This is a genomic window from Streptomyces sp. P9-2 (genome assembly GCF_051903975.1).
GTDB lineage: Bacteria > Actinomycetota > Actinomycetes > Streptomycetales > Streptomycetaceae > Streptomyces > Streptomyces cellulosae.
In genome coordinates, this window is record NZ_CP192633.1 from 989,625 (window position 1) to 1,003,795 (window position 14,171).

General features: G+C 74.1%; 13 protein-coding genes. 6 read left to right on the forward strand and 7 right to left on the reverse strand.

Annotated features, from left to right (window positions below):
- Nucleotides 1–10: 10 nt before the first annotated feature.
- Nucleotides 11–1,375, reverse strand: coding sequence for an MBL fold metallo-hydrolase (locus tag ACQY0Z_RS04655; protein ID WP_254585666.1), 1,365 nt, complete (start codon nt 1,373–1,375; stop codon nt 11–13).
- Between the two features lie 179 nt (nt 1,376–1,554).
- On the opposite strand from ACQY0Z_RS04655, the gene ACQY0Z_RS04660 reads away from it, so the two are divergent.
- Nucleotides 1,555–1,950: a DUF302 domain-containing protein gene (locus tag ACQY0Z_RS04660; RefSeq protein WP_254585674.1), complete on the forward strand. Its 396-nt coding sequence runs from the start codon at nt 1,555–1,557 to the stop codon at nt 1,948–1,950.
- A 453-nt stretch (nt 1,951–2,403) separates the two neighbouring features.
- On the opposite strand, the gene ACQY0Z_RS04665 is transcribed toward ACQY0Z_RS04660, so the two are convergent.
- Nucleotides 2,404–3,366: a phosphotransferase family protein gene (locus tag ACQY0Z_RS04665; protein WP_254585667.1), complete on the reverse strand. Its 963-nt coding sequence runs from the start codon at nt 3,364–3,366 to the stop codon at nt 2,404–2,406.
- 30 nt (nt 3,367–3,396) lie between these two features.
- Nucleotides 3,397–4,230 carry an alpha/beta fold hydrolase gene (locus ACQY0Z_RS04670; RefSeq protein ID WP_189906076.1) on the reverse strand — a complete coding sequence of 278 codons (834 nt, stop codon included), beginning with the start codon at nt 4,228–4,230 and terminating at the stop codon, nt 3,397–3,399.
- A gap of 62 nt (nt 4,231–4,292) precedes the next feature.
- On the opposite strand from ACQY0Z_RS04670, the gene ACQY0Z_RS04675 reads away from it, so the two are divergent.
- The gene (locus ACQY0Z_RS04675; RefSeq protein WP_439811867.1) at nt 4,293–4,748 is read left to right on the forward strand and encodes a MarR family winged helix-turn-helix transcriptional regulator; all 456 of its coding nucleotides are present in this window, start codon (nt 4,293–4,295) and stop codon (nt 4,746–4,748) included.
- Nucleotides 4,749–4,760: 12 nt separating this feature from the next.
- Here ACQY0Z_RS04675 and ACQY0Z_RS04680 read toward each other — a convergent pair whose 3' ends face one another.
- The gene (locus ACQY0Z_RS04680) at nt 4,761–6,701 is read right to left on the reverse strand and encodes an AfsR/SARP family transcriptional regulator (RefSeq protein WP_347225324.1); all 1,941 of its coding nucleotides are present in this window, start codon (nt 6,699–6,701) and stop codon (nt 4,761–4,763) included.
- 294 nt (nt 6,702–6,995) lie between these two features.
- On the opposite strand from ACQY0Z_RS04680, the gene ACQY0Z_RS04685 reads away from it, so the two are divergent.
- Nucleotides 6,996–7,874, forward strand: a complete 879-nt coding sequence (locus ACQY0Z_RS04685) for an alpha/beta fold hydrolase (protein ID WP_439811868.1) — start codon at nt 6,996–6,998, stop codon at nt 7,872–7,874.
- A 115-nt stretch (nt 7,875–7,989) separates the two neighbouring features.
- Complete coding sequence (locus tag ACQY0Z_RS04690; RefSeq protein WP_254587174.1) at nt 7,990–8,475, forward strand: DUF4396 domain-containing protein; 486 nt, start codon at nt 7,990–7,992, stop codon at nt 8,473–8,475.
- 19 nt (nt 8,476–8,494) lie between these two features.
- On the opposite strand, the gene ACQY0Z_RS04695 is transcribed toward ACQY0Z_RS04690, so the two are convergent.
- The gene (locus ACQY0Z_RS04695) at nt 8,495–9,121 is read right to left on the reverse strand and encodes a sigma-70 family RNA polymerase sigma factor (RefSeq protein ID WP_189906087.1); all 627 of its coding nucleotides are present in this window, start codon (nt 9,119–9,121) and stop codon (nt 8,495–8,497) included.
- A 178-nt stretch (nt 9,122–9,299) separates the two neighbouring features.
- Complete coding sequence (locus ACQY0Z_RS04700; RefSeq protein WP_254587175.1) at nt 9,300–9,926, reverse strand: hypothetical protein; 627 nt, start codon at nt 9,924–9,926, stop codon at nt 9,300–9,302.
- A gap of 433 nt (nt 9,927–10,359) precedes the next feature.
- Here ACQY0Z_RS04700 and ACQY0Z_RS04705 point away from each other — a divergent pair, with 433 nt between their 5' ends.
- Both ACQY0Z_RS04705 and ACQY0Z_RS04710 read left to right on the forward strand, forming a co-directional pair.
- The gene (locus ACQY0Z_RS04705) at nt 10,360–11,862 is read left to right on the forward strand and encodes a SulP family inorganic anion transporter (protein WP_439811869.1); all 1,503 of its coding nucleotides are present in this window, start codon (nt 10,360–10,362) and stop codon (nt 11,860–11,862) included.
- 69 nt (nt 11,863–11,931) lie between these two features.
- On the forward strand, nt 11,932–12,561 hold the full coding sequence (locus tag ACQY0Z_RS04710) for a VOC family protein (protein ID WP_254587177.1): 630 nt from the start codon (nt 11,932–11,934) through the stop codon (nt 12,559–12,561).
- A gap of 21 nt (nt 12,562–12,582) precedes the next feature.
- Here the strand turns inward: ACQY0Z_RS04710 and ACQY0Z_RS04715 are convergent, their stop codons facing one another.
- A complete protein-coding gene (locus tag ACQY0Z_RS04715; RefSeq protein ID WP_254587178.1) occupies nt 12,583–13,848 on the reverse strand; it encodes an ArgE/DapE family deacylase in 1,266 nt (421 codons plus the stop codon).
- Nucleotides 13,849–14,171: the final 323 nt, after the last annotated feature.

The following is a 14,171-nucleotide window of genomic DNA, read 5'->3' on the forward strand; positions in this document are numbered from 1 at the left end:
ACGGTCGGAATCAGCCGGAGGCCAGGGACAGACCGACATCCGTCGCGGCGTCGAAGCCGTCGTCGACGGCGACCACCTCGCGCCCGGCGGCATCCAGCAGGGAGGCGGCGATCGCCGCGCGCATCCCGCCGGCGCAGTGCACCCACACCGTCCCCTCCGGCACCTCGCCGATACGGCCGTGCAGCTCGTGGATCGGGATGTGGACCGAGCCCTCGATGTAGCCGCCCGTACGTTCCGAGTCCCGGCGCACATCCAGCACGACCACCTCGTCGCCGCGCTCACGGACATCGGCGAGATCGGCGAAACGGGCACGCGGGAAGGAAGCGAGCTGCTCACCCTCACGGACCCAGCCGGCCGGGTCGCCGGTGGCGGCGGCGGCCGGACGGTCGACACCCACCCGCGCAAGCTCCCGCTGCGCATCGGCGATCTGCTCCGGGGTGTCGGCCAGCAGGGTGACGGGCTTGCCCCACGGGATCAGCCAGGCCAGGTAGGTGGCGAGCTTGCCCTCGCCCTCGAAGTTGAACGACCCGGCCACGTGCCCCTCAGCGAAGGCCATACGGCTGCGCAGATCAACCACCCACTCACCCGCGGCCAGCCTGGAGGCGATCTCCTCCGCGTCCGCACGCGCGGGCGGGGTGAGGTCGACCGGTGCGGGGCCCGCGGCGTTGGCCGGGCCCATGTGCGCGTAGTAGGCGGGCACATCGTCCAGGCCGTCGAGCATCCGGGCGACGAAGGTGTCCACGTCCAGGGTCAGCGCGTCGTTGGTCTCGCGCTCCTTGCCGATCGTGGTCGCGTCCCCCTCGGCCTGGGATGAGGAACAGAAGCTGCCGAACCCGTGGGTGGGCAGCACCGGCACCTCGTCGTCCAGCTCGTCGGCCAGGCGGTGGGCGGAGGCGTACTGGGCTCGGGCCAGTCGCTCGGTCAGTCGCGGCTCGACCAGGTCGGGGCGACCGACGGTGCCGATGAGCAGCGACCCGCCGGTGAACGCCGCCACACCGCGTCCGTCCTCCGCGAGGGCGTAGGAGGTGTGGTGCGGGGTGTGCCCGGGAGTGGCGATCGCCCTCAGCACCAAGCCCTCGTCCACCGTCACGGTGTCGCCGTCGGTGACAGGGGTGCGGTCGAAGGACACCTGTGCCCCGGCCGGAACCAGGTACTGGGCGCCGGTGACGCGGGCCAGCTCCAGGCCGCCGGTGACGTAGTCGTTGTGTACGTGGGTCTCGGCCACGAAGGCGATACGCACCCCGCGGCGGGCCGCCGCGGCGATGACCTGGTCGATGTCGCGCGGCGGGTCGACGACCACCGCGGCATGGGGCCCGCCGGCCAGGTAGCTCCGGTTGCCCAGACCCTCGAACTCCAGGGTGTCAACGAAGAACACGGCTCACGACTCCTCTCGGACGATTTACCCCCGGGGGTATCTGACGCTCACCATAACAGCTATACCTGGGGGGGTATTCCATACATGGAAACCGCCCCGCTCAAGGCGTCGCCTCGCGCCCTGCCGGTACCCGGCGGGGTATAGAGGAATCAATCGTTCCGCACTATCCGGGAGTGTCCGTGTCCTACGACCGCACCGTTCGCCTGCCCGCCACCGACTTCGACACCGCCGTCACTGCCGTACGCAAGGCCCTGGCCGACCAGGGATTCGGCATCCTCACTGAGATCGACGTGGCGGCCACCCTCAAGGCGAAGCTCGGCCACGACATGGAGGACTACCTGATCCTGGGCGCCTGCAACCCGCCGCTCGCGCACCGGGCCCTGGAGGCCGACCGCTCCATCGGCCTACTGCTTCCCTGCAACGTCGTCGTACGCCGCGACGGTGACCAGATGCTCGTCCAGGCTCTCGACCCGGGCACCATGGTCACCCTCACCGGTCTGGACACCCTCAAGCCCGTCGCCGACGAAGCCACTGCCCGACTCGACGCCGCACTCAACGCCCTGGCCGCCCTCTGACCTCTCCCTGTCCGGCGGCCGGGAGGCGGTCCGATCGGCGTTCGTGCCGGGCAGCACGTCCTGTCGGCGCAGCAGCCGGTGCAACAGGATCCCGTCGACGCAGCCATCCAGCCCCACAAGGTCGTCGGGGACCTCGATCCGCGGCGAGCACACGGGCCAGCCGGTCCAGCCCGAGGGCACATCCAGGGCACACGAGCCTGGGAAACGGCGTTGACCCGTGAGAAGTACCGAAGGCAGTTTTCGCAGGTCACCGCACACTTTCCCCAGAACTGCCAGGTCAGCGCACCGCCGCGTTCAATCGCTGCACGAGTGGCAGGACTTCTCGCACCGGCTGCACGACGCGGGGCATCAGGCGTATTGCCTGGTGTGGCCGTGAGCGGGTGCTGACGTGACGGGGGCGGGTTCTCGGAACCCGCCCCTTCTTCGTGCTCGGAACCCGCCCCTTCTTCGTGCTCAGCCGTACCGGGTGAACAGGGCGTCGAGGTAGTCCTCCAGGCGGCCGACGAGGACCTCCGGGGTCAGGTCGGTGCGGCCGAGGGCGCGCCAGGGGACCGCGACCTTCTCCGCGTCGCCGTAGCCGAGGGTGTCCAGAAGGCGCCAGTAGAGGTGGGCCGGGGCGTCCGGGGCGAGGGCGCCGCCGGCGGCGGTGTAGCGGTCGGCGAAGGCCATGCCCGCCGGGGCGCCGTGCAGCAGGGCGAGGGCGGTCGCGCAGTGGGCCACGTCCAGGTCGGCCGGTCCCCAGGAGGTCTCCACCCAGTCGACGACGCCGCTGACCTCAGGGGCGTCGTCGGGGCCGGTGAACAGGACGTTGCCCGGGTGGAAGTCCCGGTGGAGGAAGCGGCCCGCGTAGGGCGGGGGCTCGCGGCGGATGACGTCGGCCGCCCGTCGCCACAGCCCGGGGCGCCGGGCGGTCGCGGGCGGTGTCACGCGGTCCGCGGAGGCCCAGGCCTGGTAGGTGCGCGGGCGTCGCCGCGCCGGCACGTCCAGGCGGTGGACGCGGACGAGGTGGCGGGCGAGTGCGTCGGCGCGGGCGTCGGGGCCCCGGTCGTCCACGCGGACGGCGCCCGGCAGGCAGGTCATCAGCAGGGACGGGTGGTCGCAGTGCCGGGCGGTCGCGTCCACCGCGACGAGCGTGGCCGCGGGCACGTCGGTGGCGGCGAGCAGGGTCAGGACGTCCGCCTCACGGGTCAGCAGGCCCTCCGCGTGCCGGACGAAGAACGGCTTGACGAAGGAGCGCAGGACGAGGGAGCAGCGGCCGTCCGGACCGGTGACGTCCAGGCGGCGCATCTCCGACGTCCAGCCGCCGCGCAGCCGCTCCACCCCCTCGATGCGCTCGCCCGCGGACAGGGTCTTCTCCACCCAGGCGCGGGTGGAGGCCCAGGAGTGTTCGGTCGTGTCCTCGACGGTGGTCCCCATGCGGGGCAGCCTACGGACGCGGGGTGACGGTCAGCCGAGGAAGTGGATCAGGTGCTCGTTCAGCTTCTCCGGCCCGGCGAGCGGGAGCGAGTGGTGGGTGGCTCCGGGCAGCATTGTCACCTCGGCCCGCGGCAGCACCGCGCGCGCCTTCTCGGCGACCTTCGCGGCGTCGTGCGTGCGGCTGTGCTCGGCGAGCAGGACCAGGACCGGCATGCGCAGGCCGGCGGCCCGCGGACGGCCGCCGGCGATCAGCTTGCGGCCGGGCACGGTGTCGGCGAGGGCGTGGACGCGCTGCCAGGTCTCGTCCAGGGGGCGGCCGCCGGTCTCCCAGGCCAGGAACGCCCGGGCGCGGGCCTCGCTCGGGCGGATCATCGAGGGCAACGCGCGCAGCAGGTAGCCGGGGCGGAACCCGGCGAACACCTGGGTGGGGTCCACGAGGGCGAGCCGGTCGACGCGTCGGGGCGCGTGCAGCGCGTAGCGGGCGGCCAGCCAGGCGCCGTAGGAGTGGCCGCACAGGTGGGTGCGGGTCAGTCCGAGTCCGTCGAGCAGCGCGTCCAGCCAGGCCGTCAGGTCGTCGGCGCCCTTCAGCGGGACGCCCCGGCGTTCGGTGCGGCCGGCGTCGCCCAGCAGGTCCACCGCGTGCACCCGGTACCGCCGGCCGAGCGCCGGGGCGTTGGCGTACCAGACCAGGCCGGTCGCGGAGCCGCCCGGCAACAGCACCAGTGGGCTGCCGTCCGCCGGGCCGTGCACGTACACCCGGGTGGGCCCGTACGGGGTGTCCACGTCGCGTGTGCCGGCGGGGTCGGGCCAGCGGGCGCGGAGTTCGTCGTAGGCACGGTCGAAGGCCGAAGGCGATGCGGACACGGAGACACCCCTTGCTCTCTCGCTCAGCGATAATCTCGTTCAGCGAGATGATAGGAGTATGCATGGATGATCGGACCCCCGCCATGGAACTGGTGCACCTGCTGCGTGCGGTGACCGTGGAGTTCGACCTCCTCGGGGCCGAGTTCGCCGCGCGCCACGGTCTGCACCCCACCGACGTGCGCGCGCTGATCCACCTGCTGGACGACGCGCGCGCGGACACCCGCGCGACACCCGGCCGGCTCGGCGAGCAGCTGCGCCTCAACTCGGCCGGGACCACGGCGCTCGTGGACCGCCTGGAGCGGATGGGGCTGGTCCGGCGCAGCAGGGACACCGCCGACCGCCGACGCGTGCTGCTGGAGGTGGAGGAGAAGGCCGTACGCCTCGGCCGGTCGTTCTTCGGGGCGGTGATCGACGACGTGGTGGCGGTCTCCGACGCCTTCGAACCGGGTGAACGGGAGACGGTACGGCGCTTCCTGACGTCGGTGCTGGAGGCGACCCGGAGGGCGCGGTCGTCGTGACGTGAGCACGCGTCACCGCATGCCCGCGCACGCCTCCGCCTCGTCCAGGTAGGCCGCCACCGGGCCCAGCGTCAGCATGCCGCAGGCGGCGCCCGCGTGTTCGGCGCGCGCGTCACGGAGGGCGGCCGCGGCCCGCGCGGCGGTGTCGCGGTCGCGCAGGCGGACGGCGGCGCGGGCGGTCAGGCACCACAGGGCCTCCTGCAGGTGGTCGGGCGGCGGCGCGGGGACCGCGGCGAGGGCGGTGCGGGCCTGGGCCACGAGGCCCTGGTCGAGCAGGAGCAGGGGCTCGGTCCAGGGGCGGTACGGGCCCCAGTCGAGGCGGGGGTCGGCGGGTGCGGGACGGCCGTGCAGCAGACGCAGGCCCAGCAGGGCGAGCGGGAACAGGCCCCGGTGCAGGCCCGGCATCCCGGCCGTACGCAGGGCCTCGTCGGCGGTGCGGTAGCGCGCGGCGACCGCGGCGGGGGACGGTCCGCCGGGCTCGGTGCTGCGGGCGGCCTCGGCGCGTGCCCGGAACCACGACGTGAGCACAGGAACGAGGGGCGCCTCGCTGGCGGCGGCGAGCCGTTCGGCGGCTTCCGCGTGCGCCGTGGCGGCGTCCAGGTCACCGAGGGCGGACGCGGACTGGAGGCGGACGAGCCGGCCCAGTACCGCGTAGGCGGGCAGGTCGTGGGCGGTGGCCAGGGCGAGGATCTCGGCCCCGACGCGGTCCCGGGCGGGCGCGCCTCCGGGGCGGGTGAAGGAGTGCAGGAACACTCCGTCGAGGGCGAACGCCAGCAGGGCGGGGTCGCCCAGCTCGCGCGCCAGCGCCTCGGCCCGCCGGGCCGCGTCCCGGGCGCGGTCCCGCTCCGGCGGGGTCTGATCGGCGCTGCGGCTCTCCACCGCGACGGTGGCCAGGAGGCGGACGGCCAGGTCGGCGGGGGCGTCGGGGCCGAGCGCGGCGAGGGTGCGTACGGCGGCGTCGACGACCGTCCGTGCCTGCTCGGGGTCGTCGGCACGGGTCCACAGGGCGGGCACGTCGTAGGCGCCGATGATCCGGGCGGTGAGGGCGAGGTCGCCGGTGCGTTCCGCCGCCGTGATCGCGGCGAGGCGGTCGCTGCGGGAGCGGACGAGGGCGTCGCCGCCCGCCAGGGCGAGGGTGCGGGCCAGGTCGACGGTGGTGCGCGGGCCGAGCGGGACGCCGGGTCCCGCCCAGGTGGCGGCGGGGGCGGTGGACGGCGCGGTCCCGTTGAGGATGTCCGTCTCCAGGCGCAGGAGGTCGCGGCCCGGGTCGAGCCCGAGCCGCTCGGCGAGCGTCGCGCGGGCTCGGCGGAGGGTGTCCAGCGCGTCGGCGCGGCGGCCCGCGAGGTGCAGGGCGCGGGCGAGGAGCGTCCAGGCGGGCTCGCGCCACGGGTGCACGGCGACGTGGTCGCGCAGGCCGGCGACGAGGCCGGCGCCCTCCCCGCGGTCGAGGAGCAGGCGGGCGTGCAGCTCGACCGCCTCCGCCCGCAGCTCTTCCAGCCGCGCCCGCTCCCGTTCCGCCCAGGCGGAGCCGGTCACGTCGGCGTAGGCGGGACCGCGCCAGGAGGCGAGCGCCTCGCCGAGTCCGGTCACCTCGCCGGGGGTGCGCCGGGCGCGGGCCAGGGCGTCCTGGAAGCGGTGCGCGTCGACGTCCTCGCGGGGCAGGCGCAGGGCGTAACCGGGGCCCTCGGTGAGCAGGACGCGGGGCGGGGTGCGGGGTGGGCGGTCGGGTTCGAGGGCTCGGCGGAGGGCGGCGACGAAGGTGCGTACGGTGCCGATGGCGCGGGGTGGTGGGTGCTCGGGCCACAGATCGTCGACGAGGGTGTCGGTGGTGACCATTCGCCCTTCGGCGGCGACGAGACGCCCGAGGAGCTCACGGTGGCGGGGGCCGCCCAGGGGGGCGGGGGTGCCGTCGGCCTGGGTGGCTCGGATCGAGCCGAGGACCTCGATGCGCATCGGTCCATCCTCGCGGGTGAGGGGGTGCGGGCTGGTTCGAGTCGCCCCCGCCGCCCCTTCCCGTCCCTGTGGCTGCGCCCCAGACCCCCCTTCGGCTCGTCGGGCCTCGTCCTCAAGCGCCGGACGGGCTGAATCAGGTGCCCCTTCCCGTCCCTGGAGCTGTGCACCAGACCCCCTATCGGCCCTTCGGGCCTCGTCCTCGAACGCCGGACGGGCTGTTGCTGATCCGCTGCTCATCGCCCTCCCCCACGCTGCTCCCGTCCCCGCAACCCCCTGGAGAAACGGACGCACCCCATGACCCCCACCATCCCCGGCTTCGAACACCTCCGCCTTCCCGGCGTCGACGGCATCGAGCTGACCGCGGCCGTCGGCGGGCACGGCAGTCCCGTCGTGCTGTTGCACGGCTTCCCGCAGACCCACCTCATGTGGCGGCACGTCGCCGAGCGGCTGGCCGCCGACCACACCGTGATCTGCCCCGACCTGCGCGGCTACGGCGCCAGCGACAAGCCGGACGCCGGCTCCCCCGGCGTGTACGCCAAGCGCACCATGGCCGCCGACGTCGTGGCCCTGACCTCCGCCCTCGGTCACGACCGCTTCGCCCTCGTCGGTCACGACCGGGGCGCCCTCGTCGCCTTCCGGGCCGGGCTCGACCATCCGGAGACCGTCACCCACCTCGGCATCCTCGACGTCGTGCCGACGCTCGACATGTGGGACGTCCTGCGCGGCGTCTCCGCCGCGGTCGCCTTCCACCTGTATCTGATGGCGCAGCCGCCCGGACTGCCGGAGGCGATGATCGCGGGCAGCGCGGACGCCTTCTTCGGGTCGTTCCTCGACGCCTGGTCCGTCGGGCCCGACGCGCTGCCGTCCGACGTGCGGGACGCCTACCTGCGCGCCGGCCGCGCCGCCGTCCCGTCGATCGTCGCCGACTACCGGGCCTCGGCGACCGTCGACATCGAGCACGACCGGGCCGACCTCGATGCGGGTACCCGGCTCACCATGCCGGTGACGGTTCTCCAGCAGGACTGGGGCGCCCGGCTGGGCTACGACGCCGCGGCCGTGTGGCGGGCCTGGGCGCCGGACCTGGACCACCGGCTGACCAAGGCCGGGCACTTCATGGCCGAAGAGGCGCCCGAGGAGGTGACGGCGGCGATCCGGGACCTGTTGGCCCGGTGACCAAAGGACGAGCGAAGAAAAACCCCTGACGGGAATACCCCCTCGGGGTATACAGTTCACGGTGTGCGCGGGGACACACACCGTCCCCGTGACGCTTCGAAGGGGGATGAGGTTTATGGACCACGCCATGCACCACCAGACCGGTGCCGGGCACGAGGCACGGCCCGGCACGACCTGGTCGATGGCGGTCCGGGCGACACTGCACTGCCTGCTCGGCTGTGCCATCGGCGAGATCCTCGGCATGGTCATCGGCACGGCCCTGCTGTGGGGCAACGTCCCGACGATGGTCCTGGCCATCGGCCTGGCCTTCGTCTTCGGCTACTCCTTCACCCTCTTCGCCGTCGTCCGCGCCGGGGTGTCCCTGAAGTCCGCCGTGAAGATCGCGCTGGCCGCCGACACCGTCTCCATCGCGGTGATGGAGCTGGTCGACAACGCCATCATCGCGCTGACCCCGGGAGCGATGGACGCCGAGCTGTCCGAGGGCCTCTTCTGGTACGCGCTGCTCGGCGGCTTCGCCGTCGCCTTCCTGGTCACCACCCCGGTCAACAAGTGGATGATCGGCCGGGGCAAGGGCCACGCGGTGGTTCACGCCCACCACTGACCCCACCCCAGCCCACCCGTCAATGCACGCCCGTCGTCCCTTCCGCGTCGGCCAGCAGTCTCCGCAGGTCGGCGCGGGCGCGGGCGACGCGGGAGCGGACCGTGCCGACCGGGCAGCCGGTCCGCGCGGCCACGTCCGCGTACGGCAGCCCGGCGAGCTGGGTGAGGACGAACGCCTCCCGCCGCTCGTCCGGCAGCGTGGCCAGCAGGGCGGACAGGGCGACCCCGTCGTCGAAGCCGGGCAGGCCACGCGGCTGGGCCCGCTCCACGGCCGCCTGCCAGTCCGGCGCGTCCGAGAGCCGGGGCCGCGCGGCGGCGTAGCGGTGGCTGTCGACGACGGCCCGGCGGGCTATCGCCAGCAGCCACACCCGCGCCGGCGCGCGGCCCTCGAAGCGGTGCAGTCCGGCGAGGGCGCGCAGGAAGGTGTCCTGCGCGAGGTCGTCCACAGCCTGGGGATCGCCGCACAGGTGGGTGACGTAGCGGAGCACGTCCCGGTGCAGGGCGCGGACGAACCGGTCGCCCGCGTCCGCGTCACCGCTCCGGGCGGCCAGCGCCCAGGCCGTCGCCGAGGCGTCGGGGGGCGAGGCGTCGGCCGACGCCTCGTCCGCGGTGGGGGCATGGGCACGGGGCAGGGCAGAGGTGATCACCTGATGTCCTTCTCGGAGTCCGTGATCCGGACCGGGGCAGCACGCGCCGCACCGGTCCGGTGAGCAGGGGAAACGGCCCTACGGCCCCACGGGCGCCCGTGACGGCGCGATGCGGCGTGTGGACGTACGGCCGGTGACCCGGGGCGTACGAACGACGCCCCGGGTGGATCAGCTGTCGTCAGGCGACAGCGGTCCCCCTGGGCGGACCCCGCGAGGTGAGCGCGTGGACGAGCAGCCGCAGCGCCGGCCTGCGCTCCGAACGCGGCCGGCGCGGCCGGACCCGGGGGCGTCCGAGGGCCGGCGGGAGCCGGAACGGCAGCCGCAGCGGCGCGATCAGCCGGCCCGCCACCGCCCGCAGGATGCGGAACGCGGCCCGCTCGCCGTGTCCCAGCCACAGGCCGGTGAGCAGCGCGGCCAGCAGGTGGGCGGCGAGCATCCCGGACGACGAGCCGCCACTGCCGGAAGACGCCACCAGGGCAAGGTCCTCGGAGCCCGCGACCGGCGGATGCTCCCTCCCCGTGTGCGCCGCATGCATCCCGTGCGCCTCACCCACAGGCGCCCCCGTCGAGAACACCTGGTGCAACCCCGTCTGCGCGACCACCGCCACCCCGACCACCGTCGGCAGCCCGCGTTCCCGCCCTGCCAGGCACCACCCGGCCACGCCCGTCGCGACGGCGCCCGCGCCCAGCGTCCAGCCGGGGACATGGCTGCCGGACATCAGCACATGGCCCAGCGCGGCGAGCAGCACGCAGACGGCCGCGAACACCGCGGCCCGTACCGTGCGCGCGCCCCACCCTGCCGTCATCGCGCCTCATCCTGGCACCCGGGCCCTCCCCGCCTCAGGTGAACGCGGACACCGGGTGAGCGGGGTCACCGGGCCCCGCACGCACGGCAGTCGGGCGTACGCACGGCAGTCGGGGGCCTCCGGGCACCCGGTAAAGTGGACGGGTCAGCCGTGTCGGGGCCGACGAAGCCCCCGGCGAAGACCGCAGTCCGCAGGAGAGAGCGAGCGCATGTCCGTGATGCCCCGCGCCGCTGCCTTCCCGCCGTGACCCTTCGCCCCCCGTCGGCGTCCGGAGTCCCTCCGCGCCGCGCCCGCGTGGTCCCCGGGGCCCACGCCCACTGATCCGGACCCGGATTCCCCCCTCCGTACGAGGCCGTCCCGCGTGCCCGTCTCATCCCCGCGTGCCCCCGTCCCCGGCGCGCCCGAGCAACGACAGGTTCCTCTTCCCTTGTCCATGTCCTCCGCCCTGTCCCCGTCCGCCTGGCTGCGCGGCTCCCGGCGTCCGTCCTGGCTCTCCGACCCGAAGGTGCTGCGCACCGAGGTGCTCGGCGGTCTGGTCGTGGCGCTGGCGCTGATTCCCGAGGCGATCTCCTTCTCGATCATCGCCGGCGTCGACCCGGCGGTCGGTCTGTTCGCCTCGTTCACCATGGCCGTGACGATCGCGCTCGTCGGCGGCCGGCCCGCCATGATCTCGGCGGCGACCGGCGCCGTCGCCCTCGTCATCGCGCCGCTCAACCGCGACCACGGCTTCGGGTACCTGGTGGCCGCCGTGATCCTGGCCGGGGTGTTCCAGATCGTGCTGGGCGCGCTCGGGGTGGCGAAGCTGATGCGGTTCGTGCCGCGCAGCGTGATGGTCGGCTTCGTGAACTCGCTCGCCATCCTGATCTTCATGGCGCAGGTGCCGGAGATGACGGACGTGCCGTGGCCGGTGTATCCGCTGATCGCGGCGGGTCTCGCGATGATGGTGTTCTTCCCGAGGCTGACCACCGTGGTGCCGGCGCCGCTGGTGTCCATCGTGATCCTCACCGTGATCACCGTCGCGGCCGGGATCGCCGTGCCGACGGTCGGCGACAAGGGCGACCTGCCGTCGTCACTGCCCGTGCCCGGGCTGCCGGACGTGCCGTTCACCCTGGACACGCTCACCACCGTCGCGCCGTACGCCTTCGCCATGGCGCTGGTCGGCCTGATGGAGTCACTGATGACGGCCAAGCTGGTCGACGACATCACCGACACCCGCTCCTCCAAGACGCGTGAGTCCGTCGGACAGGGCGTCGCCAACATCGTCACCGGCTTCTTCGGCGGCATGGGCGGCTGCGCGATGATCGGCCAGACGATGATCAACGTGCGGGTGTCCGGGGCGCGGACCCGGCTGTCGACGTTCCTGGCGGGCGCGTTCCTGATGGTGCTGTGCATCGTGTTCGGGCCGGTCGTCTCCGACATCCCGATGGCGGCGCTGGTCGCGGTCATGGTGATGGTGTCGGTGGCGACGTTCGACTGGCACTCGATCGCGCCGAGGACACTGCGGCGGATGCCCGTCGGGGAGACCGTCGTCATGCTGGTCACCGTCGTCTGCGTGGTCGCCACCCACAACCTCGCCATCGGCGTCGTCGTCGGCTCGGTCGCCGCGATGGTGGTGTTCGCGCGGCGCGTCGCCCGGCTCGCCGAGGTCACCGCGGTCACCGATCCCGACGGCCGCACGGTGGTCTACCGGGTCACCGGCGAGCTGTTCTTCGCCTCCTCCAACGAGCTGGTCGGCCAGTTCTCGTACGCCACCGACCCCGACCGCGTCGTGATCGACCTGTCCGCCGCCCACATCTGGGACGCCTCCTCGGTGGCCGCGCTCGACGCCGTCGAGACGAAGTACGCCCAGCGCGGCAAGACCGTCGAGATCGTGGGGCTGAACGAGCCCAGCGCACGGATCCACAGGACGCTGAGCGGCGAGCTCACCGGCAGCTGACCGGACGGCGCGACAACCGGTCAGTTTCCGAGAAGCGCCGGCGGCCGGGGCGGTCCTACCGTCGACTGCATGAACTCCATCGACTCCGTCACGCTGGAGGTGGCCGACCCCACGGCCGCCGCGCGCTTCTACTCCGACGCCTTCGGCCTGGACCGGGAGCGGGTGCGCCTGCGCCCCTCCGACGAGCCCACGAGCGGCTTCCGCGGCTTCACCCTGTCTCTGGTGACGTCCCAGCCCGGTGACGTCGACGCGCTGCACCGGGCCGCCCTCGACGCGGGCGCCACCCAGCTGAAGCCCGCCGAGAAGTCCCTGTGGGGCTACGGCGGCGTCGTCCAGGCGCCCGACGGCACGGTCTGGCAGCTGGTGACCTCGACGAAGAAGAACACCGGCCCGGTCACCCGGACGATCGACGAGATCGTGCTGCTGCTCGGCGTCGAGGACGTGAAGGCGACCAAGCAGTTCTACGTCGAGCGCGGGCTGACCGTCGGCAAGAGCTTCGGCGGCAAGTACGTCGAGTTCGCGGGCGACCCCGGCAGCATCAAACTGTCGCTGTACAAGCGGAAGGCGCTGGCGAAGGTCGCGGGCGTGCCCGTCGAGGGCGGCGGCTCCCACCGCATCGCCCTCGTCAGCCCGATCGGTCCGTTCACCGATCCGGACGGCTTCGTCTGCGAGGCGCCGGAGCGGAAGCCGGACGAGTGAGACACGGGCCGGCCCGCCCGCTCACTTCGTGCCCACCGTGCGCAGCACCGTCAGCACCAGCGTCCGCGCCGCCTCCACCACCTCCCGCACGCTCACGTGCTCGCGCGCGCTGTGCGCCACCGCGATGTCGCCGGGGCCGTACTGCAGGGTGGGTATCCCGGCGCCGGTGTAGTGCCGCAGGTCGCTGCCGTACGTCGCCCCGCGCCGCCGGGGCGCCGGCCCGCCCGTCACGTCGGCGTGCGCGGCGGCGACCGTGTCCGCGAGGGGGTGCCCCTCGGGCAGCATGCCGCTCGCGAACTGCCCGCCCGGCCAGGTCACCGTCGCCGGATGCTCGCGCAGCCAGGGATCGGCGGCGCACGCCTCGGCCACGCACCGCTCCAGCGCGGCGCGCGCGTCCGCCGGGTCCTCGCCGAGCCGTACGCCGTACCTGCCCTCCGCGACCAGCAGGTCCGGCACGCTGCTGGCCCAGTCCCCGGCCCGCACCGTGCCCACCGACAGGCCGTACGGGATCGGGTACTCGGCGAGCAGCGGGTCCGGGTCCCGGTTCCGCTCCTCCTCCAGCGCGGCCAGCGCCCGGTGCAGCGGGAGGTAGGCGTCGACCGCGCTGAAGCCCTGCTCCCGGGAGCTGCCGTGCGCGGCCTTGCCCGGTACGGCGATGCGGAACGTCAGCGCGCCCGCGTTGGCGGTGATCAGCGTGCCGGCGGTGGGCTCGGCGATGACGCAGGCGTCACCGGTGTGACCGCGCCGCAGCGTGCCGAACGCGCCGATGCCGCCGTCCTCCTCGCCGACGACGCAGTGAACGGCGACCCGGCCGCGCAGCCGGATCCCGGCCGCCCGTATCGCGGCGAGCGCGGCGAGGTGCGCCGCCAGACCGGCCTTCATGTCGCACGCCCCGCGCCCGTGCACGAGGTCGCCCTCCGCCCGCGGCACGAACGGGTCCCCGTCCCACGCGGCCAGGTCCCCCGGCGGTACGACGTCCACATGGCCCTGGAGGATCAGCGTCGGCCCGTCGCCCCCGTCGGGCGTCGTCCCGACCAGCCCCCACGCCTCCTCACGCGGGGCCTCGGTGCCGGGGAAGTCCGGGTCGGCGCGGAGGGCGGGCAGGTCCATCGACCACAGGTCGACGTCGAGCCCCAGCCACTCCAGCCGCCCGGCGAGCTGATGCTGCAGCTCCGCCTCGGCGGCGCTCCCCGTGACGCTCGGCACGGAGATCAACTCCATCAACGTCCGCGCGGCCGCCCCCGCGTCCACCGCGGCCAACGCGGCCCTCTCGTCCTCACTCAGCACGACGCCCTCCCCTCACACCGGAAACCGGCCCGACACGGCCCCCGCATGCATCCTGCGCAGCGCGCAGGGGGTGTACGCCTCCGAGGCACGGCCCGCTGAGACACGCAGGAACCACGCCGACGCCGTCCCGTGGACCGTGGTGCCTGTCCTGCCGGACGGGCCAGTCCTCCCCCACCTGACCGGGAGACGCCCGCACGAGACCCCGGCCACCGGCTACCCGGCCGCACGTGCTTGGGCCGCCTCAAGGGCGCCCCAGGGCGAAGCCGCGACCGGTCCGGTGCACGGGCGGGAGCGGGGCCCCGTCCCGGCCCGAGCGTCCACGG